Below are 23,178 nucleotides of genomic sequence, written 5' to 3'. Positions count from 1 at the left end.
AAAAGGTTGAATGCAGCCCGAAATTAGTAAAAGTATTACGATGTTAAAATCAAAAGCGTTGGATTAACACTTTTTTAGCCTGTTTTTGGCATTAAAATGCAATGAAAAATACTTTTTTTAAATTCTGTTTTGAGAGTTAAAAAATCGTCTTATATTTGCATTCCTTTTCGGGGAGTAAAAACAAACCAAAGGAGATTGCCTGATAGTATAATGGTAGTACGACGGTTTTTGGTACCGTTTGTCTAGGTTCGAATCCTGGTCGGGCAACAAGAAAGATTTCGGATTTCTGATTTTCAATTTCGGATTTAGGTCTGATGGAAAATTGAAATCCGAATTGTTTTTTATACAGGTTGTAAGTGTAAAGTGATATAGATTAAGGAAAATCCGAAATCGAACATCCCAAATCCAAAACAAGAAAATGCCATTACAATTTAATCCGGTTAAGTTATTTGCAGGATCAGGCTCTAAAGAACTTGCGCAAAAAATTGCTGATGCTTATGGCCGCGAATTAGGTGACGTGGTGCTTTCGCGCTTTAGTGACGGCGAGTTTCAACCACATTTTAACGAATCTGTAAGAGGATGCGATGTATTCCTGATCCAGAGTACCAACCAGCCTACCGATAATCTGATGGAATTACTAATGATGATTGATGCCGCACGCCGTGCTTCATCACATTATGTAAGTGCCGTTATTCCGTATTTTGGATTGGCCCGTCAGGACAGGAAAGATAAGCCACGTGTGGCCATCAGCGCTAAGCTGGTAGCCAATTTGCTGGTAGCTGCAGGTATTAACCGTATCATGACCATGGATTTGCACGCTGCTCAGATACAGGGATTTTTTGATATACCGGTTGATCACCTGGATGCTTCTATCATTTTTGTGCCTTATATAAAAAGCTTGGGTTTAGAAAACTTAACCATTGCATCGCCGGATATGGGCGGTTCATATAGGGCGCGTAGTTTTGCGAAGTTCTTTAATGCAGAGGTTGTAATTTGCGATAAACGTCGTAAACGCGCCAATGAGATCGAATCCATGACCCTTATTGGTGATGTTACCGATCAGGATATTGTGCTGATTGATGATATATGCGATACTGCAGGTACATTGGCTAAAGCGGCTGGTTTAATTATGGAACGTGGTGCACGCAGCGTACGCGCAGTTTGTACACATCCGGTATTATCTGGCAAGGCTTATGAAACTATTGAAAATTCCGCTTTGGCAGAGTTAATAGTTACAGACACTATACCGTTAAAATATACGAGCCCTAAAATAAGGGTACTATCAACCGCCGAACTGTTTGCAAAAGCTATCAGCAATGTAAACGAGCACGGCTCTATCAGCCAGTTGTTTAGGGTAGATTGATAGGAAGCTTATAGTTCATGGTTGATGGTTCATCGCCGGAAACCTGGATTTTGAATAGAATAAAAATATTTGTGCGGATTAGATACCATGAACAATGATCTATGAACCATGAACTTAACAAATAAATAAATACAAATAATGAAATCAATTGCTATTAGCGGTTCTCCAAGAGAGAACGTAGGGAAAAGAGACGCTAAAGAACTGCGTTACCAAGGCTTAGTGCCTGCAGTACTTTACGGTGGGCCAACACAATCCCACTTTGCAGTGTCCGCAGCTGATTTGAGAACCGTTGTTTATACTCCGGTTGTTCATTTCATCGATCTTGAAATTGCTGGTGTTAAATCACAAGCTATTATTAAAGATATTCAGTTTCACCCTTTAACTGAACAAATTATCCACGTTGACTTTTTGTTGCTTGACGAGAAAAAGCCGATCACTATCGAGATCCCTGTTAAATTAACCGGAACTTCTCCTGGTGTTAAAGTGGGTGGTAAATTAGTTCAGAAACTAAGGAAACTGCGCATCAAAGCATTACCTAAAGATCATTTAGATGCTATTGAAGTAAGCATTGAAGCCCTTGAAGTTGGTAAATCAGTAAAAGTTGCGGAAATTAAATTGCCAAACCTTACTATCACCAATGCTCAGGAAGATACTATCGTATCTGTAACTACTTCACGTGCATTACGTCAGGCAGAGCAGGAAGCTGCTTCAGGTAAAAAATAAGCCCCCTGACCCCTGAAGGGGGAATGAGAGCTGACTAAAAAAAGCGCCGGACTAATGTCCGGCGCTTTTTTTTGACAAAGGACTTTTGGGTAAAGGAGCAGGATTTTATCTTTATTCCCCAAATCTTTTATCCAGAAGTCCAAATATCCTTACTCCTTTCTATCTTTGCCCCAAATGAAATATCTGATAGTTGGTTTAGGAAATATAGGACCTGAATATGCCGATACCCGGCATAATATAGGGTTTATGATACTGGATGAATTAGCCAAACAAGAGGGCGCAAAGTTTTATCACATGCGCCTGGCTTATTACAGCGAAGTATCTTTCAAGGGCCGTACGCTGCACCTCATTAAACCAACTACTTACATGAATTTAAGTGGTAAAGCCATGAACCATTGGATGAAGGAATTAAAAATACCCATTGAAAACGTATTGGTACTCGTGGATGACATTGCCCTGCCTTTAGGCACACTGAGGTTAAAACCCAAGGGCAGCGCCGCCGGCCATAATGGGTTAAAGCACATCGAAGCAACTTTGGGCAATAATAACTACGCCCGGCTCCGGTTTGGGGTGGGTGATAATTATCCGAAAGGCCGCCAGGTTGATTATGTGTTAAGTGGTTTTGATGATGACGAAAAACCGGAACTTCCAGCACTTATTGACCGCTCGATAGAAATGATCAAAAGCTTTGCTACCATTGGTACCGAACTCACCATGACCCGCTATAATAAGTAGTAAAATATGCGAGGGTCACTAAATACTAATTGATTAGTTAAAAAGTGTTAAATAATCTTTGCTGTATGCAACAGTTAGATAGCTTACTGCGTCTTATCACTAAATCCTTATGAAACAATTTTTACTAACCCTGCTTTCCTGTTACATTTCGGCGATTTGTTTTGCCCAGACGCAAAATTCGCCAACAAACATAACTGTGAAGGGTTCGGTGATTGATTCGGCGTTAAATAAACCCTTAGGTTATGTTACTGTAGCGCTACAGGATGCAACTACCCATACACCCGTAAAAAGCACCCTGGCCAAAGACGACGGCAGTTTTGAGTTGAAAGCACCGGATGGTAAAACTTATCAGCTTGTTGTTGCTTTTATTGGATATGCCACCAAAGTTTTACCTGTAAAATTGACCGGTAATGAATTTAATGCAGGTAAAATTTTATTGGCCCCCTCCAGTAAAGAATTAAAAGAAGTTACTGTAACAGCTGTACGACCAACCCTGAAGCAGGAAGTTGACCGTCTTACATATGATGTAACCGCCGATCCTGAAAGTAAAGCGGTATCTGCACTGGATATGATGCGTAAAGTGCCGCTTTTATCTGTAGATGGAGATGATAAAATCAGACTCAAAGGAAGCGGTAATTATAAAATCCTGATCAACGGAAAGGAATCAGCATTGATGGCCAAAAGTCCATCGGATGTGTTAAAATCAATGCCGGCCACCAATATCGAAAAGATTGAAGTGATCACTACGCCACCTGCTAAATATGATGCGGAAGGTTTAACCGGTATTATTAATATTATTACCAAGAAAAATGCCGACCAGGGTTATAACGGCAGCATCAACATGCGTTATAACACCGTTTGGGGCCCCGGATACAACCTGAACGCCACCGTAAAACAGGGTAAATTTGGTCTTTCTGGTTACGCGGGTTTTGGTACCCAAAAAGAAGTAACCGGGGCAACGCACAACGTGCAGACCCAATTTTTAAATAAATCAGTATCAAGCATATTAAACCAGGATGGTACCAATACATTTAGCGGTAAATACAAATATGCTAATGCCGAACTAAGTTATGAGATTGATAGCCTTGACCTGATCACAGGTTCATTTGAGATCTTTCAGGGGCACTTTGATCAAATGGGCTCCCTGCAATCAAACCGGGTAAACAACGTGGGAACACTTGATGAGGCCTACCGCAACGCCACTACCAGTAACAGTAAAGATAAAGGGGCCGATATCGCCATCAATTACCAGCGGAACTTTAAAAACCACAAAGATGAGCTGTTAACCTTGTCATACAAATACAGCTATTCGCCAAGCGACCAAACGAGCTCGAATGCATTTACCGACAGGTTTAATTATGACGATGTGAACAATCCTGATTTCAGACAGCGTAATAATGCCGGTAACCGCGAACATACCATTCAGCTTGATTATGTATATCCGCTTAAAAAACTAAGTATCGAAGCCGGAGCCAAAGCCATTCTGCGGAACAACTTTAGTGATTTCGGGCGCGAAGATCTTGATCCTGCTACAAACCAATATGTGGTTAACACCGGGCAAACCAGCACATTTGACTATCACCAGGATGTGACCAGTTTTTACAACTCTTATCAGTTAAAACTAAGTAAGTGGACAGCCAAAGCCGGTTTACGTATTGAACATACCCAAGTCACGGCCGATTTTATAGGCACACCACTTGATAAGGGATATAACAATTTGATACCATCCATATCTATACAACGCAGCCTCAACAGCAGCAGCATTAATTTCGGTTTTACGCAGCGTATACAGCGCCCGGGTATATACCAGCTTAATCCTTTTGTTGATAATTCAAACCCTAAATTCATCAGCACCGGTAACCCTGATCTGCGCCCCGAGCTTAACAACACCTTTGAGCTTACTTACAGCAATTTTAAAAAGGCCTCCGTTACGGTGGGCTTAAGTTATGCGTTCTCCAATAACTCCATCCAAACTATAAGCAGTTTGCGTGATACGGTAACCTATACTACCTACCAAAATTTGGGCAGCAACCGTACACTGGGTTTAAATATTAATACCAATTTTTCCATTACCAAACCCTTTACGGTTAGCTTAAACGGGCAAGTTTCACATGTTTGGCTAAAAGGTATCTATAACAGTGAGTTCTTTAAAAACGGCGGTTACATTGGTAATGCATTTGCCAGCTTTACCTATAAATTAGGTGATACTTACAGGTTAGGTTATAATGCCGGTTTCTTTAGCGGTGATGTAACCCTGCAAGGTAAATCAAGCAATTTTATTTATAACTCATACACCGTTGCCAAGGATCTTTTCAATAAAAAATTTACGGTAACCCTTGTAGCTAATAACCCTTACAGCAAGTATAGGGCGTTTACCAACACTACCAATACGCCCGATTTTTCTCAAACCATCAGCAGGGAAAACCCATATCGCCATTTTGCTATCAGGCTTAATTATAAATTTGGCAAGCTTAATAGCGATATTAAAAAGAACCAGCGCAGCATCAATAACGATGATACCAAAGGTGGCGGTAAAAGCAGTGGCGCCAGTCAGTAAGATTGCGTATTAGATTAAAAACACCTGACATACTTTCGGCACAAAAAGGATAAATTAGCCCGATGAAAGTTTACGGAATAACCAATTGCAACACAGTTAAGAAAGCGCTTGACTGGTTAAAAGAAAATAAGGTAGATTATAATTTCCAGGATTTCAAAAAGCTTGGGGTAAGTACCGAGAAACTACAGGAGTGGGATAGTAAAGCGGGGTACGAAAAATTCCTGAATAAACAAGGCCTTACCTGGAAACAACTTGATCCTGAGGTGAAAGAAAGTGTAAAAACAAATGCCGACGCTCTTACGCTATTACAACAAAAAACCAGCATGATCAAAAGACCGGTTATTGAAGATGGCGACTTTTTGTTTTTTGGTTTTGATGAAAAAGTTTATCAATCCCACTTTTTAAACAAATAGGGCCGGGACATCTCCATATTTTTTAGTTTGAAGCCTGTAAATCTCGTATATCTACCTGATTTATAGGCTTTCGTGTTTGATGAGGAATAATTTAATTTTATGGTAACAATCGTTTTACCCGAACATCCAAAAATGTTTTTTTGTAGTATACTTGCTGTATACATACAAAAAATATTGAAATGAATTTAAAACTGATGGCCGGTTTCAGCATGGCCTTTATGTTGGCGGTTAGTGTAAGTGATGCTCAGCAGGCCGCTTCAACTAATGCGCCTGCTTCTGATTACAATTACCATGAAACTTTCGGGCCTGGCTTTTATACCAAAAATGGTACAGAATACCGTGCCGCAAGCGGCGAACCAGGACCTAAATACTGGCAAAACCGGGCCGATTATCAACTGGCTGCAAAACTGAATGATCAAACCAACGAGATCACCGGTTCTGAAGTTTTAACTTATACCAATAATAGTCCGCAGAGCCTGGGCTTTTTATGGATGCAGCTTGACCAAAACTTGTTTAAATTAGATTCACGCGGAACTGCTATTGTACCCCCAACAGGCAGCCGCAACTGGGGCCGTGGTGAAGCATTTGATGCCGGCTATAAAATAAAATCAGTAAAATACGCTATTGGTAAAGGTGAATTTGCCGAAGCTAAATTTTTGATCAGTGATACCCGCATGCAGGTTTTTTTACCTAAAGAGGTAACAGCCAATGGCGGACAGGTTAAACTTAAAATTGAGTACTCATTTGTTCCGCCGAATTATGGATCGGATCGTATGGGTTACCAGGATACCAAAAACGGCAGAATTTATACCATTGCGCAATGGTACCCACGCATGTGCGTATATGATGATGTAATTGGATGGAATACCCTGCCTTATACAGGTCCAGGTGAATTTTACCTGGAGTATGGCGATTTTGATCTGAGCATTACCGCTCCGGCCAATCACATCGTAGTAGCCTCCGGAGAACTGCAAAACCCACAGGAAGTATATACCACGGAACAACAAAAACGTTGGGCCGAAGCTGCCCAAAGCGAAAAAACGGTAGTGATCCGTACTGCCGATGAGGTTAAAGATCCCAAATCGCGCCCGGCAGGTAAAACAGAACTCACCTGGCACTTTAAAATAAAGAACGCGCGTGATGCTTCATGGGCTTCATCAGCTGCATTTATTATTGATGCTGCCAAAATGGATTTACCAAGCGGTAAAAAATCGATAGCTATTTCAGCCTACCCTGTTGAAAGTGATGGCAATGATGCCTGGGGCCGCTCAACAGAATATGTAAAAAAATCAATTGAATATAACTCTGCCAAATGGTTTGAATTCCCTTACCCTGCCGCAACATCTGTTGCCGGTATAGTAGGTGGTATGGAGTACCCTGGTATTGTTTTCTGCGGATACAGAGCAAAGAAAAATGCGCTTTGGGGTGTAAATGATCATGAATTTGGCCATACCTGGTTCCCAATGATCGTAGGTTCAAACGAACGTATGTATGGTTGGATGGACGAAGGTTTTAACACTTTCATCAACACGCTTTCAACCGCTAATTTTAACAATGGCGAGTATAAAAGCACCCGCACCATAGATATGCACCGTACCGGCGACTTTTTCACCAAGCCAGAACTGGAGCCAATGATGAGCCAGCCGGCCAACCTGAGGGAAAGAAATACCGGTACATTGCTGTATGCAAAACCAAGCGCCGGTTTGGTTTTATTACGTGAGCAGATATTAGGCCCTGAGCGTTTTGATTTTGCTTTTAAAACCTACATAAACAGGTGGGCATTTAAACACCCAACACCTGACGACTTTTTCCGCACCATTGAAAATGCATCAGGCGAGAGCCTGCAATGGTTTTGGAGAGGTTGGTTCCTGAACGACTGGCGCCTGGATGTTGCGGTTAGCGATGTGAAATATGTGGATGGCGATGCATCAAAAGGAGCCATGATCACCATAGATAACCTGGGTAAAATGGCCATGCCGGTTATCCTGGAGGTGAAAACCAAAAGCGGTAAAACTGATCGTATTAAACTGCCGGTTGAAATTTGGGAGCGTTTTGCTTCATGGACATTCAAATATCCATCAACCGAAGAAATTGAATCGGTTACTTATGACCCTGATAAAGTACTGCCCGATTATAACCCAGACAATAACGTTTGGAAGAAATAAGAAATATAAAAACCCGGTTAAGGCCGGGTTTTTTGTTTATTGGAATAGAGGATTCTAATTTGTCATCCTGAGGAACGAAGGATCTATTCGGCGATTAGATTCTTCGCTTTGCTCAGAATGACAAATTAGTTTTGGTCTCCTACAACAGATCCTTCAAATGTTTATAGTTTGATTTTACTGTATCCAATACTTCGTCCATATGGCCGTTGAGCATCAGTTTGGTCATCGATACAGCCATACCCTTCACCTGTTCAAACTCAATTTTGGGTGGCATAGCCAGCGCATTCGGGTCGGTAAATACATTGACTAAGGCCGGGCCGTCAAAAGCCAATGCTTCTGCAATTGCCTCCTGAACATCCTGCGGATATTTAACGTTAATACCTTTAATGCCCATAGCCTGCGCTACTAAAGCAAAATCTGGATTGTACATATCCGTTTGCCAATCGGGCAGGCCGGCAACCTCCATTTCCAACTTGACCATGCCTAAGGAACGGTTATTAAAAACGATGATCTTGACCGGCAATTTATACTGAACAATGGTAGCCAGATCGCCCAGTAACATCGACAATCCGCCATCGCCACAAAGCGCAATAACCTGCTGACCCGGGCGGGCCAGAGCCGCACCAATAGCCTGCGGCATAGCATTAGCCATGGAACCGTGGTTAAATGATCCTATCATTTTTCGCTTGCCTGTAGCGTTGATATAACGGGAACCCCACACGCATGACATGCCTGTATCTACCGTAAATATGGCATTATCGGCAGCAATTTTATCCAGTACGCTGGCTACAAATTCGGGGTGGATCTTATCCTGTTCGCCGCTGTCGTCTACATAGGTTTGCATTTTGTTTTTTACATCAGCGTATACTTTTAACTGGGCTTTTAAAAAGCTATCATCCTGTTTTTGACTGATCAGTGGAAGTAAAGCTGTTAACGTATCTTTGATGTCGCCGCATAAACCCACATCGATTTTAGCCCTGCGACCGATCCGCTCCGGCTTAATATCTACCTGTACAATTTTGCAATCGGTAGGCATAAATGGGGTGTACGGGAAATCCGTACCTAACAATATCAGCAGATCGCTTTCGTGCATACTATGATAGGCCGATGGCAAACCTAAAAGTCCGGTCATCCCCACCTCGTTAGGATTATCATACTGGATATCCATTTTGGCCCGGAAGGAATAAGCAACCGTAGCATGAAGCTTTTGCGATAAGGCTACTACTTCATCATGAGCTTCGCCTGCACCTATGCCACAAAAAATGGTGATCTTCTGATGCTGGTTGATCAAGGCAGATAGCTTTTGCAGATCAGCATCAGAAGGCCTGACCACGGGTACTGGGTTAAAGTTTTGGGTAGATGTATTGATCTCAACAGCATCCATACTCGTAACATCGCCCGGCAAGCCAATTACAGCCACTCCTTTCTGATGTACCGCGTTTTGTATAGCTGCCTGCAGCATACGAGGCAACTGCCTGGGAGTTGTAGCCACCTGGTTGTAATAACTGCAATCATCAAACAGTTTTATAGTATTGGTTTCCTGGAAATAATCTGTACCGAATTCAAAACTGGCTATGGTTGAAGCGATGGCGATAACCGGCGCGCCGGATCGGTGCGCATCATACAAACCGTTGATGAGGTGTACATGGCCCGGGCCGCTGCTGCCCGCACAACATGCCAAACCATTCAGCTGTGCCTCGGCGCCGGCTGCGTAGGCGCCAACCTCTTCGTGTCGTACATGTATCCATTGTATATTTCCCTCGCGTCTTACGGCATCATTTACTTCGTTAAGGCTATCGCCGGTAACGGCATATATTCTTTTTATACCGGCATTGGCCAGCATTTCTACCAGTTGATCTGCAACATTTTTTGCCATGGTCAGGTTGATTTATGTTTTGATATGTATAAAGCTAACCATTGAATATGCAGTGGGTTTTAAAAATTGTAAATTGCTGTAAAATATGACAATCATGGGGCGAATAGTTATTGTAGCTTATAAACCAAAGCCTGGAAAAGCAGCTGCTTTAAAGCAACTCACCAAAACCCACGTACCCCGGCTTAAGCTGGAGGGATTGGTAACGGATCGTGAACCTATTATCATGGAAACCACCGATGGAACTATTATTGAGGTTTTTGAATGGTTGAGTGTCGAAGCTATTAACCAGGCCCATCAGAACAAAGCCGTTCATGAAATGTGGGCCGAGTATGCCGAAGTTTGCGATTATGTAAACCTGAATAGCCTAAGCGAAACAGCAAACATGTTTGCTGAATTTAATCCGGTGGACTGAGCCGGAACGATGGCTGAGATGTAAAACAAAACAGGCAGACTTTAAAGAGTCTGCCTGTTTTTCTGTGTCAATATATAGAGAAGCCTTCCGGCTGTTGTTTTTGGTACTGATTAAAGATTGAAAGCGTAAGCAACCCGCAGACCAATAAAATTGCTGGTGCTGCCGTTAGTATAAAATTTACTATTACTTTCAAACCTTACACCTGCATCAATATAATTTTTGCGGCCCACATTAAATAATACACCTACTTGTGGTGCGTAAACAAAGGCTGCTGATTTAGTTGCACCCAGATCTGTTTTGTTGGCAATAAATGATGCACCGGCTTCGCCCTGGATATAGAAATTTTTAACAGGGAAATATTTTAAACCCACCTTAACTGGTATCAGTTGAATGTCGGGAGCATTGGTAATATCATCAGCATAAATATTGTTGAAACCAGTGTTTAAAGTAACATATAATTGCCTGTCAAGCACCGGGAAATCGGCCTGTAACGAACCGCCGAAGTTCAGGTTGTAGTTATTATTAAGTTTGCCCAAAGGTACACCCGATTCAACACCAGCACTTAAGCGGATGCCTGAACCCAAAGAAGTTGTTTTAGGTGTTACTGGATTATTTATATCCTGTGCTTTAATATTTAGAGAAATGACAGATAACAATGAAAATATTAAAACACTTAGTTTAATGGAAGTTTTCATGATCGTATAGGTTATAGTATAGTTTTGTTATATATGGTAAAATTTTTGATGATCTCCAGAAGGTGATTATCTGTAAATGATAGTTAAAATTTGAAAGGTGCCCCAGTATACCTGGAGTAATCTGCCTTTTAGTAAGTTTAAGTTTTCCTTTTTCATGACCCTTGTTGTTGATTGACATGTCAAAGGTACTGGCTGTACGAAGGCACATCAATCCCAATAAATCGGATTTAACAACCAATTTTTCCGATAGGTGGAAAATACCGTCAGGCAACGGTCATAACGGGGGATTTTGAAAGGAATGAGGCAGGAGATTTCTCTATTGTACCTGTTTAAGTTCCGAAGGATTATACCCTGCGAAACGTTTAAAGAACCGGCTGAAATGTGAGCTGTTGTCAAAGTTAAGCCGTTCGGCAATTTCTTTGATACTAAGACCCGATGATGAGAGTAGATACTGCGCCTCCAGATACAGGCGGTTATGGATAACATGCAAAGCATTTTGACCGGTTTCGCCTTTTACCAGTTCGGTTAAATATTTGGCCGATATAAATAATTCGTCCGCATATTCCTGTACGGTTTTCAGGGCCAGAAATTTCTCTTCAACCAGTTTTTTGAATTTATACACCAACTGATATTGTTTGCTCAAATGCCTGGTTGAATGGAGCAAACAACTTTCGCAGGCACGATTCATTTCATACAACAGATCGACCACCAGGAGGCGTAAGATCTGCAAATGAAAAGCCCCTTTTTCACGGCTTTCATCACTCATTTTTTCGTACAGTGCTTTTAAGGATGCCACACTTTTTGTTGACAGACCATAAATTGGCGGATAGTCGGGGTTTACCTCCAGCAGGTTATCTACAATGTTTTCTTTCAGGAAGTTATGGGTCAGAAAATCCTTTTTAAACAGTACCTGGTACAAGAGCAGATCGTCAGTAGCATCTTCAAAAGAAGTAATAAAAGCTGGCGATACCAGGTGTATGGAGTTTGGATAAACATCAAAAACAAAATGCCCAACTGTTTTTTTACAGCTACCGCTCAGGCATAAAATAACCGAGTAATAATCAGTTTTAACGGGTAAGCCATGCTTTGCCCCGGTTTCATGACTTAATATAGCAAAATCGTCCTGGTTCCAGTTATCGTGGATAATACCAAAATTACGGTTGGTGCCGGTATATCGTTGAAGTGTGGCGGGAATATCAAAAACAGCTATTTTATTACTCATGAATCTCAAAGATAGTGCAAAATTATTTTACACTTATGGGTCAAATTGTATCTGTTCGGCCTTTAGCTTTTTTTGAACATCCTGTTTGTAATTACGACCAATGGGTAATTCATGGCCTGCAACTTCAATGCTATAAGAGTAAAAAGAGTCGATTTTACCCAGCGCTACAATGAACGACCGGTGGATGCGTACAAACCTATTTTCCGGTAACATTTCTTCCAACATACTGATCTTTTGCCGTGTGATATACACCTGATCTTTGATCACCACTTTTACATAATCGCGCAGGCTTTCAATCCATAAAATATCATTCACATTTACTTTAACAGTTTTGCGCTCCACCTTGAGATAGATGAATGTTTCATGGTCGCTCACCGGCGCTTCATGAGTGATCACTGGATTGTGCCTGCTTTCTGCCAACTGGTAAATTTTATCAACAGCACGCAAAAAACGTTCGAACGAAATAGGTTTTAACAAGTAGTCAACCGCGTTTAGCTCAAAGCCTTCCAGCGCGTATTCACTGTAGGCAGTAGTAAAAATTACTCTTGGTGGGTTTTTGAGGCTCCGGAGCAGGTCGGTACCTTTGATGCCTGGCATTTGAATGTCCAAAAACATCAGGTCCACGGGCTTTCGCTGCAGCAATTGAAAAGCCTGTATCGCATCAGTGCATTTGCCGATCAATTCCATTTGGTTAAATTGGGCCAGATATTTCTCCAACACGGCGATGGCGTGAGGCTCATCATCAACTATTAGTGTCCGGATCTTCATGCGCTTACCAATTGTTTTTCGGGTTGTTTAACCTCACTCAACTGCATGTCAAGCACGATCAGAAATGTATCGTCCTCATTCATGATCTTCAGTTTTGAGGTGGCAGGATAAAGTAAATCAAGCCGTTTCATTACATTTTTTAAACCAATGTGCCCACGGGTATTTTCCTCAGCCTCCTCCGTCCGATGCTCAGGTTTGTTATTGGCTACTTTGAGTTTAAAGCGGTTGCCGGTCACATTTACGTTGATATTTATCCAAACGTGCCCGGTTTTTTCACTGGTGCCATGTTTAAAGGCATTCTCAATAAAGGGGAGTATGAGCAATGGCGCTATCAGTTTATTCCGCAGATCGCCGGTGATGGTGAAATTAATGTCGATGCGGTCTTCATAGCGCAGCTTTTCCAGCTTTACATACTGCTGCATCATGAGTATCTCCCGCTCAAGTGGTACTTCATCGGCATTACATTCGTAAAGCATATACCGTAAAATGTCTGATAATCCCAATATCAACTGGGGCGATTTAGGTGATTGATCCAGGCTCAACGCATACAGATTATTTAAGGTATTAAACAAAAAGTGCGGATGAACCTGTGCTTTCAAAGCGCTTAATTCTGCTTCTAATGAGGCCTGCTTACGCTCATACCACATTTTAAATAGCTTGATGGCCAATACAAAACCGATAATAAGGTTTACACCTTTAAACGTGTTCACCAGGTTTTGTATATCCATTAGTTTTTCAAAAAATGGTTTTTGCTGGTACCTGAGGTAATCAATATCGGTAATGTGCATTGCTTTGATAAGATAGGGGGTTACCAGAGTAAGCCCCACTGTTCTGGTTATCAATGACGAAGCAACAACCAGCACTAATAGCCATATGGCGAATTTTAAATACCGGTTAACAAATAAATAGCGCGGAATTATCCAATAGGCTATGGCGTAATAATAAGCAATTTGAACAGGCATAAAGAACAGGTTGTTCCTTAGTGAGATCCAAAAGTTGGTTTGCACGGAGTACATACTGGCTATCAGAAGGTAAGCCACACCCCAAAATAACAAGTGCTGGTAAATTCTTGGTATCCTGATGTTTTGCAGCCTGATGTCGAGCCTGTTATTCATAAAGCTAATTTACCTGATATCGGCCGAAAGAAGTAAAATCTTTTCAGTAAATGCGATAAACCGCGCGCTTTCATCGACATACAACCAAAAAACATTTAACAAGGGTAATTATTTTTGACAAATGTTAATAGGGCTACATTAAATGCTGTTTGTATGCAAATAATAGCTGTGTAACGGCATCGCTTCTTTATCAGATCAGCCCCGGCTAATTTAGATCATCAAATGAAAACGGGCTATGAAAACAATCATGTTAACCGCATTGATCCTGATAAGCGCTGTATGCAGCCAGGCTCAAATCAAAACACCTGCTACCCACGGTTTTTGGGTGGTAGAGAGTAACGCTAATCAACCAAGAGTACAAATCATCAGGTTTTATACCGATGACGCGAAGCTGATTTATGAAGAAACTATTAACGCCAAACTAAATTTAAAACGCGAAAAAACAAAGCTGGCTTTAAATGAGTTGTCTAACAAGCTGAACGAAGGGAAGGACAGTCCCGAAAACAAAAAGCTGATCGCGATGGCGTTCAATTTAAAGCGATAAATGATCTTTTTTAATTATACTTTGAACAAGGGTTGGCGCGAGGTCAGCCCTGTTCTGTTTTATGCCTGTTCTTGCTCAACCCAGTTACCATCTTCCTTGATAATGCCGATGAGCTCATCAAGTGCATTTGCCGAGTTGATGTTTTTTTTGACAGCTTCTTTGCCGCGATACAAGGTTACCTTATCGGTACCAGAGCCTACATAACCGTAATCGGCATCTGCCATTTCGCCCGGGCCATTCACAATACAACCCATGATGCCAATTTTAAGGCCTTTGAGATGACTTGTGCGGCTGCGGATCATCTGGGTAGTCACCATCAGATCAAACAAGGTACGGCCGCAGCTTGGGCATGATATATACTCTGTTTTGGAGATCCTGGAACGGGTGGCCTGCAAAATACCAAAGGCTGTTGAAGTGATAACATTAGCGGGCAACTCCGGAGCATCTATCCATATCCCATCGCCAAAACCATCAACTAACAGGGCCCCCAGATCGGTAGCTGCGTACAGTTGGAGTTTAGTGGTTAAGTCCGTTTGTCCATGGTCTTTTTCAAACTTGTAGCTCCTTTTCACGATTACCGGAACTTCTAATCCAAGTTCTTCCAGTTTAAAGAAGAAGGAGCGTTGATCGGCCATGCCGTGCAGGGCACTAGTTTCCAGTACAAATACCAATGAGTTATCAAACGGTAACGCCCCAAACTCATCCGAATCAATATCGGTTGGTAATATCCTCACCAGGTTTAATTTGGACGAACGATCGGTGCCCGATGCGATGTATTCAGCTAATGAAAATACTGGGTGACAATTGGTTTTATCGGTCAGTTTTTGCCAGGTGTCATAGTTATACAACTGTTTTAAGTTGCTCGGGAATACAAAAGACGGCAACTCATCAGCCAGGTATACAAAATCAACCGATTGCTCGGCCATGTTGTATTTATCCAGCAAAGGCGAATATAAATATCCTGCATCCTTCAAAACAGCCGGATCTTTCAGGTTTCTGGCCGACAGATCAACCACCACCCTTGGCACCATATGCCCGCCAATAAAGGCGTTAGCCTCATAGGTATGGCGTTTTTTGTACTCGTAGGGGTTATGAGAAGCTAAAGGCTGAAGGCTTAAAGCTGAAAGCTCTTTTTCTTCCGCTTTTTGCTTTTCGCTTTCTGCTTTCCGCTCGGTATAGCGGCGTACCAGTTCAATAGCTACCGGAGCTTCTGCTTCTGGCTCCTCGGTCAGGGAAACACGCACGGTATCGCCCAGTCCGTCTTCTAGCAACGTACCAATACCCACTGCCGATTTGATACGGCCATCCTCTCCGTCGCCGGCTTCGGTTACACCTAGGTGCAGCGGATAGTTCATGCCTTCGGCTACCATGGTGTCTACCAGCAGGCGGTAGGCCTGTACCATCACCTGTGGATTGCTCGATTTCATGGAGATCACCAGGTTATAGTAGTTCAGCGCTTCGCACATCCGCATAAACTCCATAGCCGATTCTACCATACCCTGCGGGGTATCGCCATAACGGCTCATAATCCGGTCGCTCAGAGAGCCATGGTTGGTGCCGATGCGCATGGCGGTACCATATTCCTTGCAGATGTTAACCAGCGGGGCAAATTTTTTGTAGATGCGTTCCAGTTCGCCCTGGTACTCCTGGTCGGTATAATCTATCTGGTCAAATTTCTTTTTATCGGCGTAATTACCTGGGTTTACCCTTACTTTTTCAACTATCCGTGCGGCTACTTCGGCAGCGTTGGGAGTAAAATGTATATCGGCCACCAGCGGAACGTTATAGCCGCGTTGGCGAAGCTGTTTCTTGATCTCAGCCAGGTTTTGGGCTTCTTTGATGCTGGGCGCGGTAATGCGTACATATTCGCAGCCGGCATCAACCATACGGATAGATTGCTCAACCGTGCCTATGGTATCCATGGTATCGGTAGTGGTCATGCTTTGAATCCGGATAGGGTTATTGCCGCCCATGGGCACATCGCCAATATTTACCTCGCGGGTAACAAAACGCGAATATTCGGTTAGTGAATTACAATAACGGCCTTGCAGCAACTTAACAGCATCAGTATTCATGCAGCGAAAATTAATAAGATACAAAGATAAGCAATAGGATTAAAGGTTAAACGCTTGCAAAGTGGAAAGCTTGTAATGTTTATATAACTTTATACGCATGAAAAGATTAATCCGCATATTGATCACATTACTCGTTATAGGCTTATTTGTTTATTTTAATACGGATAATTGGTCCTACAGCAGCCGGATCTATAAAAACGAGATCAACTCCCATATTATCAAAATTGAACCAAACGGCACCCGGTTTAAGATGTTCTTTGCCGATAAATCAAACACCGGTTTTAAGTTCAATATCAATGAAGATATATCTTTTGGCTATAGTAACTTCTTTTATACCTCAACTTTTAATATCACTGAAAACCTGTTGAAAGGCGACTCCTTATCTAAACCCGCTGGTAGTTTACAGCTGTCAGTATTCAAAAAGGACAGCCTGGGCAAGTACGTTTTTTATAAGACGTTCAAGGGCGAAAAATAAGGATTAGCAGCTTTCTTAAAATAACCTTTCCTTGATCACCAGGGTATTAGCCAGCATATCATGCAGGCATTGCTGTTTTTTGTTGAAGAAGGCTATCACATAACCCAAACAAAACGGCAATGCAGAAAGCAGTTTGAGCAAATTGCGACTAATGGCCGTACCCGTACTGATACGATCGCCATTCATATCTACCACCTTGATCCTGAGCATTTGTTTACCGTAGGTGGCCTGTTTGGCCGAGCTTTCCATCACAATATGGTAGATCACTTTAGCTAATGGGATAACGCCTAAAATGCTGAAGGATACAATAATGCGTGTTTCTTTATCCTGTATAAACAGCAGTACCACAATAAAAGCGATGATCACAAACACGCCGAAAAGTATAAACCAATCCAAAACCGAAGCCAGCAGACGCTGATCAAAACTGCCATAATACTGCATGAGCAGCGATGGTTTGGCAAAGCCGAAAAGCGTGCGCAGTTCGGTAATTTCCTGTGCTTCTTTATAATCGTCCATTTCGGGGGTTTTTATAAAGTCGGTAGGTTTTACTTTGAGGTCTTTTAGCTGGTCGATGCTAAAAGGGCCCTGGGGTTTACCTTCAATTACCAGTATATAGGTTTGAGTCATTGATCAGGATTTTTTGTGATGCGTTCAGCTATTTGATTATTGCAAATGCCCGAAGTTACTTTGTTGGGCAGAAAAACTTTTTAAACCTTAAATTTTAACACTTTTTAGTCGAAAACGGGGTAAAAACGCTTGGTTATTGGCCATTTTAACAAAGTTTTAACGCCTTTTTAACACTTTTTAACACTTTTTTGATGTGTTTTGAAAGGTTTAAAAAGTATTAACTTGCTTATAATCAAATATATGAATATAAAACAGTCGATTTTTGTTCCCTTTTTCCCCTTAACAAAACAGCCCGGTTTTCTGGTTTAGAGAATCCCGGGCTGGTTATATACAAATATACTAAAATATCTAGTGTGTTTTGGTGACGGTGCTTTTTAAAATTTGCTTTTCAATGTGAAAAAGCATGTCGTAGAGCGCTCAATTGCCGCTGTGGCTGTTACTTTGTCTTGATACAAAGTAACCAAGACCGAGCGAAGCGAGATAATGAGCACCGATAAAAACAAACAACAGCGAATAAATCAAGTCAGCAGAAATGCTTCTTTGCGCTCATGGCCTTTACCCTGCAAAACAGGCAGAACCACGGGCTGCTAAACCTTGCCTCTACTTCGTTCGCTTAATCCCCTGCTTCGGCAAGGTTTGCTAATGCCCTAGCCACTACGTGAGCCATCATTGTTCTGCCCGCTTTCGCCCGAAGCTGTTCTGCTGACGGGGAAAAGAAGGCTCAGGAGCAATCATAATCACGACAAAAACGGTTTCCACCAGTTGGAGTTGTAGGCTTCTTTTACTTCGGTTGGTTCGCCGGGTTTGGGCACAAACAGTTCTATATTTTTATCTTTTGCCAGGTCGGTTAGCCATTCAATGGGTTCGTACCAGGCATGCGGGGCCAGGCTGAAAGTGCCGTAGTGTACGGGCATCATCAGTTTGCCTTTGAGGGCCAGGTGGGCATTGGAAGCATGATCGGGGCCCATGTGTATATCTGGCCAGTATTTGCCGTAAGCGCCAACTTCCAATATCGTGAGGTCAAATGGCCCGAAAGCTTCGCCGATCTCGGCAAAACTGGGCGACCAGCCCGAATCGGCACCAAAATAAATATTGTGTTTGGGGCCTCTGATCACGAACGACGACCATAAGGTTTCATTTCGCCCGGTAATACCACGGCCCGAAAAATGCCTGGCAGGTGTAGCTGTAACCACCAGATCATTACCGATGACCGTGCTATTACCCCAATCCATTTCTGTGATTTGATTATCCGTAATGCCCCACTTACGCAGGTGTTGCCCCACACCTATAGAACAGTAGAAGGGAGTGGCAGAACCAGCGAAAAATTTGATGGTATCCTTATCCAGATGGTCATAATGATCATGCGATACAATGATGGCATCCAGAGGTGGTAATTCGCTTAATAAAAGCGGTGGTTGAAAAAAACGCTTGGGTCCGATGAATTTGGAGAAAGAAACGCGTTCGCCCCAAACCGGATCGGTGAGGATGCGTTTGCCGTCAATCTCTATCAATATACTGGTATGGCCTATCCAGGTAATGCGCAGGCCATTGGCCGGCGGGTTTTGGTAAATGGCTGTGTCGGTTTTAAAAGGACCTAATGTTTTCTTTGGGATATTCTCGGCCTTGTTGTTGATGTATTGCCGCAGTATGGGGAGCATTTTATCAAAACCGGCCTCGTCGGTTGGTATAACGTTAAGGTATTTTTTTCCTTCTTTTCGTGATCCTTCTAAACTCATAGTAAGCTAATAGTATTTGGATTAAGATAGGGTTAACTGTTTAAAGTTACGGTAAGTTTTTTCCTGGGTGTTTATTGACGGTGGAATGACGTATACCCGCTCCTGCCGCGGGAGGGCGAGTTACTTTTCCTTGATGAAAAGTAACCAAAAATCAAGTCAGCAGAAATGCTTCTTTGCCGCACTTGGCCTTTGCCCCGCAAACCGGACAGAACCACAGGCTGCTTAATTTTGCCGCTACTTTGTTCGCTCATTGCCCCACGCTTCAGGCAAAATTGCTAATGCCTTTTCCTGCCGCACCGCCCACCATTGTTCTGCCCGCTTTTGTCCGAAGCTTATCTGCTGACGGGAAGAATATTTTTATACAAACAAAAAATTTGTCATCCTGAGCGATATCGAAGGGTTTGTTATTGAGATAGTTGTGGTTCGTTTTGGATGAGATTATGTAATCGCAGAGTCGACTCACCCAGTCATCGTTTCGCTTGACCACCCTCTCTTCGCCTTTGGCGGAAAGAGGGGGTGGTCCCCTTCATGTCATTGCGAGGAGGAATGACGAAGCAATCTCATAGCTATTCTAATCGATACACAAGCGAGGAGATTGCCACGCTCCGCTCGCAATGACATGATTTTTATTCGATATTTAATTCCCCCTCTTTGCGAAGCAGAGAGGGGTGCCGCGCGAAGCGCAGGCGGGGTGAGTCAACCCCGCAGGAATGTTATTGCCGCGTCGCAATATTCTTGTAAAGCAGCGGGCAGGGTATCCTGTGTGTACGGATGCGATGCGCCCAAAACATGGTCGCCGCCTTTGATGATCATCAATTCGGCCTTGGGCTGAGTCTTGTGTAGTTCCCGGGCATGCTCCGGTGGTACTGTCGGGTCGATATCGCCATGTACCAGCAGCCAGGGTTGTTTTACTTCGGCAGCTTTGGCCTGGATATTCAGGCGTAGGGGATGTTTATCGAGGTCATCCAGCAGGGTTGATTTGAGTGGCATTTGCTGCCCTGTGCGGGAGTTGTGCATATAAATGATGCCCTGCAGGTACCATTGCGTTTCGCTTTGCTGCGGCCACAGGTTGCGGAAACCGGATATGGAGGCCAGGGTAACCAGCTTTTTGATGCGACTGTCTTCGGCTGATTTTATGATGCTGATGCCGCCGCCCATGCTGTGGCCTATTAAAAATACGCCCCCGGCAGCTGCCATGCCCGCGCCGCTGCAGGCAAAATCAATAATGGTATCCAGATCTTCCAGTTCGATGGAAAATGTGTTATCGCTGAAGGCGATCAGGTCGACAAAGTCTGTTGGATGATCGGGCGTGGTGCCGTTATGCGAAAAGTTGAATTTGAGATACCGGAAACCGTTACGGGCGAAGTAATCGGCCACCAGGTTGTGCGTACCCCAGTCCTTAAACCCTTTAAAGCCATGCGCGAAGATCACTATCGGTGCATTTTTAAGCGCATCGTCATACGTTACATCAATCAACATAGGGCGGCCCTTGGCGCCGGGCAGTGTATAATTATCTTTACGGATCATGGGTGAAAATTACACTTTTTTGGTGTTAATGGGTGGGGTAATTATAGAAACACACGCGGCACGCCTGCGCCAGCTGAGGGGGCATTGATGATAAAAAAAATCATTTTTTTTAAATAGCGTAAAATGCAATTTTTACACTTGTTTATTATGTTTGTAATTATGAAAAAAGGAAACGTTTATTGGGGGTTATCGGTGGTGTTCATTTTAAGCACGCTATGCTTGTCATGCAATTCGGAAGATCACAAGTCGCTAACTAACCGCAATTCTGGCCTTTCAAATACAGATACCAAAGTCCTCAATGGCTTAGTCGTGGATTTTTTTAATAAATATAAAACCGAAGGAGCAGATAAATCCCTTGACTATATTTTTTCGGCAACCAAATCAGTAAGTGGAATCGAGAATTTAAAGATTAAACTTGATTCTGCCAGGCTTCAAACAGGTGAATTTACTGGTTATAGTAAAGTTGCACAAAAAAGCATAGGGGATGGTATGGTGTTGCTTAGTTATTTAGCTAAACACAAAAAGGATCCGTTGCGATTCACATTCATCTATTATAAACCAGAAGACCATTGGTTATTATACAAATTCTATTTTGACACAGATTTAGTTGAAGAACTTGAGTATTCGGGGAAACTTTATTTCATAAATGATGGAATGTAATAATCCCGCCAGTTCAAGCGTCTTTTGCTTGAACTATAATGATGGTAAGCGTCCACGCTTACGATTACCGGATCAAAAAATGTAAGCGTGGACGCTTACTCTAAAAACTCATTCAAGCGTGGACGCTTGAATGAGCGGAGATTCTACTAATCAATAATTATCGATATTAAACACGCTAAAATAACAGAAAGTACAACCATCACGCCACACATTACTCCGCCGGCACGATCGCTCATTTTGAATGATTTAAACCGCTCTGAAGTAATATATTTGAATCTTCCCTTTTTAATGTAGATGTATACCAAAATCTGAATTAGCACCAGTCCAAAAACAATTAACGCAATCTTGGAATAAGGAATGTCAATTAGGTTTATATTTTCTATGAAAGAACACAAGATTTGCGAAATCGAGAAAAATAGCATGGTGAATAATACCCCAACAACAAATGCTGTTCTCCTAACTGGACTCTCCCACAATAAACTTCCACGCTTTTTGTTTGTGTATAATGTTGAAATGTAATACACAAAAAAGTCAACAATCCTCATGAGTGAATTTGTATTTTATTCTTAAAATTATTAGTCAATATGCATTCTTTATGCATTTCTCCGATACCACAAGCTTCATTATTTCAAAGCCTCATTAATAGTTTTTTTCACCCAGTAAGGTGAGTTTGCTGTAAAGCTCACTGTATGGAAGGCTACTTTGCCCTCTTTATCCAATATCACGCTGGTAGGATAAAGGCGTATGTTATACATATTGGCTATAAAACGGGCATCGTCGATAATGTCAAAATTAAAAGGAGTTGTTTGCAGAAATTTTTTGAGATCGTGTTGAGAGTCCAGGGCAATAGCCAAAAAAACAACGTTAGGATTGTCCTTGTATAGCTCAACCAATTTATTTAATTCAGGTATTTCTGCCCGGCAGGGCGGACAGCCAATAAACCAGAAGTTTATCATCACCACTTTCCCGCGCAGATCTTTGAGCTTTATTTTATTGCCATTCATATCATGCGTAGTGAATAGCGCGATCCTCTCGCCTACAGTAAAATTTTCCGATTCCATAGGTTTGGGATACGATGCCATGCCTTGTTTTTCAATATCTTCGGGCGAAAGGTTTTTTTGATCGGCTGGGGCCGTATTTCTGGCAGGCCAGTATTTAGGCAGCCTACTGCCTCTTTTAACAAGTGTAAATGTTGTATGGGCATTTTTTAGGTCATCAGGCCATAAAAAATACTGACCCGTACTGGTTAATTCGTTCCATTCATTAAAAGTATACGACTTCCCGAGGGAGTCTTTTACCACCGAATTCGTATCTACTTTAAACCGTTGGGTAGATATTGTTTTAATTATTTTAACAGGTTCCTGTGCACGGGCTACAAAGCCAGCAATGATGAACAGTAATAGCAAACAAATATTTTTCATGGGTAGGGTAACAGGTTTAGGTTTCATTATTTCAACACGGGCTTAACCCGTGTTGAATGTAAATATTAT

General features: G+C 42.3%; 20 protein-coding genes and 1 tRNA gene. 11 read left to right on the top strand and 10 right to left on the bottom strand.

Translation table 11 applies throughout. The features are described 5' to 3' along the window. Positions 1–196: 196 nt before the first annotated feature. The 7 genes from AC57BQ_RS18335 to AC57BQ_RS18305 all read left to right on the top strand — a co-directional run bounded on the left by AC57BQ_RS18335 (position 197) and on the right by AC57BQ_RS18305 (position 7,956). A tRNA-Gln gene (locus tag AC57BQ_RS18335) sits at positions 197–267 on the top strand. A 151-nt stretch (positions 268–418) separates the two neighbouring features. Beyond that, positions 419–1,363, top strand: a complete 945-nt coding sequence (locus tag AC57BQ_RS18330) for a ribose-phosphate pyrophosphokinase (protein WP_496407641.1) — start codon at positions 419–421, stop codon at positions 1,361–1,363. A 138-nt stretch (positions 1,364–1,501) separates the two neighbouring features. Then, on the top strand, positions 1,502–2,086 hold the full coding sequence (locus tag AC57BQ_RS18325; RefSeq protein ID WP_090472396.1) for a 50S ribosomal protein L25/general stress protein Ctc: 585 nt from the start codon (positions 1,502–1,504) through the stop codon (positions 2,084–2,086). A 174-nt stretch (positions 2,087–2,260) separates the two neighbouring features. Next, positions 2,261–2,821, top strand: coding sequence for an aminoacyl-tRNA hydrolase (gene pth, locus AC57BQ_RS18320; RefSeq protein ID WP_419701039.1), 561 nt, complete (start codon positions 2,261–2,263; stop codon positions 2,819–2,821). Positions 2,822–2,930: 109 nt separating this feature from the next. Beyond that, positions 2,931–5,378: a TonB-dependent receptor gene (locus tag AC57BQ_RS18315; RefSeq protein ID WP_496407640.1), complete on the top strand. Its 2,448-nt coding sequence runs from the start codon at positions 2,931–2,933 to the stop codon at positions 5,376–5,378. 62 nt (positions 5,379–5,440) lie between these two features. Next, positions 5,441–5,791 carry a Spx/MgsR family RNA polymerase-binding regulatory protein gene (locus AC57BQ_RS18310; protein WP_496407639.1) on the top strand — a complete coding sequence of 117 codons (351 nt, stop codon included), beginning with the start codon at positions 5,441–5,443 and terminating at the stop codon, positions 5,789–5,791. Between the two features lie 179 nt (positions 5,792–5,970). Next, positions 5,971–7,956, top strand: a complete 1,986-nt coding sequence (locus AC57BQ_RS18305) for a M1 family metallopeptidase (protein WP_496407638.1) — start codon at positions 5,971–5,973, stop codon at positions 7,954–7,956. A gap of 139 nt (positions 7,957–8,095) precedes the next feature. Here AC57BQ_RS18305 and AC57BQ_RS18300 read toward each other — a convergent pair whose 3' ends face one another. Further along, positions 8,096–9,832 carry a thiamine pyrophosphate-dependent enzyme gene (locus tag AC57BQ_RS18300; protein WP_496407637.1) on the bottom strand — a complete coding sequence of 579 codons (1,737 nt, stop codon included), beginning with the start codon at positions 9,830–9,832 and terminating at the stop codon, positions 8,096–8,098. A 94-nt stretch (positions 9,833–9,926) separates the two neighbouring features. Here AC57BQ_RS18300 and AC57BQ_RS18295 point away from each other — a divergent pair, with 94 nt between their 5' ends. Then, entirely contained in the window at positions 9,927–10,244 is a 318-nt protein-coding gene (locus AC57BQ_RS18295; protein ID WP_496407636.1) for a hypothetical protein, read from the top strand. A gap of 110 nt (positions 10,245–10,354) precedes the next feature. Here AC57BQ_RS18295 and AC57BQ_RS18290 read toward each other — a convergent pair whose 3' ends face one another. The 4 genes from AC57BQ_RS18290 to AC57BQ_RS18275 form a co-directional block, all read right to left on the bottom strand. Then, positions 10,355–10,939 (bottom strand): hypothetical protein, encoded by a 585-nt coding sequence (locus tag AC57BQ_RS18290; RefSeq protein WP_496407635.1) that lies wholly within the window; start codon positions 10,937–10,939, stop codon positions 10,355–10,357. Between the two features lie 316 nt (positions 10,940–11,255). Next, positions 11,256–12,161: a helix-turn-helix domain-containing protein gene (locus AC57BQ_RS18285; protein ID WP_496407634.1), complete on the bottom strand. Its 906-nt coding sequence runs from the start codon at positions 12,159–12,161 to the stop codon at positions 11,256–11,258. A 33-nt stretch (positions 12,162–12,194) separates the two neighbouring features. Then, a complete protein-coding gene (locus tag AC57BQ_RS18280) occupies positions 12,195–12,929 on the bottom strand; it encodes a LytR/AlgR family response regulator transcription factor (RefSeq protein WP_496407633.1) in 735 nt (244 codons plus the stop codon). Continuing rightward, positions 12,926–14,044 carry a sensor histidine kinase gene (locus tag AC57BQ_RS18275; protein ID WP_496407632.1) on the bottom strand — a complete coding sequence of 373 codons (1,119 nt, stop codon included), beginning with the start codon at positions 14,042–14,044 and terminating at the stop codon, positions 12,926–12,928. The genes AC57BQ_RS18280 and AC57BQ_RS18275 overlap by 4 nt, the downstream gene beginning before the upstream one ends. Positions 14,045–14,279: 235 nt before the next feature. Between AC57BQ_RS18275 and AC57BQ_RS18270 the strand changes: the two genes are divergently transcribed. Continuing rightward, a complete protein-coding gene (locus tag AC57BQ_RS18270; protein WP_496407631.1) occupies positions 14,280–14,588 on the top strand; it encodes a hypothetical protein in 309 nt (102 codons plus the stop codon). A gap of 59 nt (positions 14,589–14,647) precedes the next feature. Here AC57BQ_RS18270 and ispG read toward each other — a convergent pair whose 3' ends face one another. After that, complete coding sequence (gene ispG, locus AC57BQ_RS18265) at positions 14,648–16,663, bottom strand: (E)-4-hydroxy-3-methylbut-2-enyl-diphosphate synthase (protein ID WP_496407630.1); 2,016 nt, start codon at positions 16,661–16,663, stop codon at positions 14,648–14,650. A 97-nt stretch (positions 16,664–16,760) separates the two neighbouring features. Between ispG and AC57BQ_RS18260 the strand changes: the two genes are divergently transcribed. Next, complete coding sequence (locus AC57BQ_RS18260) at positions 16,761–17,138, top strand: hypothetical protein (protein WP_496407629.1); 378 nt, start codon at positions 16,761–16,763, stop codon at positions 17,136–17,138. Between the two features lie 15 nt (positions 17,139–17,153). Here the strand turns inward: AC57BQ_RS18260 and AC57BQ_RS18255 are convergent, their stop codons facing one another. From AC57BQ_RS18255 to AC57BQ_RS18245, 3 genes are all read right to left on the bottom strand, one after another. Further along, positions 17,154–17,765 (bottom strand): RDD family protein, encoded by a 612-nt coding sequence (locus AC57BQ_RS18255; protein WP_496407628.1) that lies wholly within the window; start codon positions 17,763–17,765, stop codon positions 17,154–17,156. A 737-nt stretch (positions 17,766–18,502) separates the two neighbouring features. Beyond that, a complete protein-coding gene (locus AC57BQ_RS18250; RefSeq protein WP_496407627.1) occupies positions 18,503–19,501 on the bottom strand; it encodes an MBL fold metallo-hydrolase in 999 nt (332 codons plus the stop codon). A gap of 696 nt (positions 19,502–20,197) precedes the next feature. After that, the gene (locus AC57BQ_RS18245) at positions 20,198–21,028 is read right to left on the bottom strand and encodes an alpha/beta hydrolase family protein (protein WP_496407626.1); all 831 of its coding nucleotides are present in this window, start codon (positions 21,026–21,028) and stop codon (positions 20,198–20,200) included. Positions 21,029–21,187: 159 nt separating this feature from the next. Here AC57BQ_RS18245 and AC57BQ_RS18240 point away from each other — a divergent pair, with 159 nt between their 5' ends. Beyond that, entirely contained in the window at positions 21,188–21,688 is a 501-nt protein-coding gene (locus AC57BQ_RS18240) for a hypothetical protein (protein WP_496407625.1), read from the top strand. Between the two features lie 623 nt (positions 21,689–22,311). On the opposite strand, the gene AC57BQ_RS18235 is transcribed toward AC57BQ_RS18240, so the two are convergent. Beyond that, complete coding sequence (locus AC57BQ_RS18235; RefSeq protein WP_496407624.1) at positions 22,312–23,136, bottom strand: peroxiredoxin family protein; 825 nt, start codon at positions 23,134–23,136, stop codon at positions 22,312–22,314. Positions 23,137–23,178 lie beyond the last annotated feature (42 nt).

The organism is Mucilaginibacter sp. BGA-UO-ETr-C110, from assembly GCF_059567985.1.
This window is presented reverse-complemented; position numbering and strand designations above follow the sequence as displayed.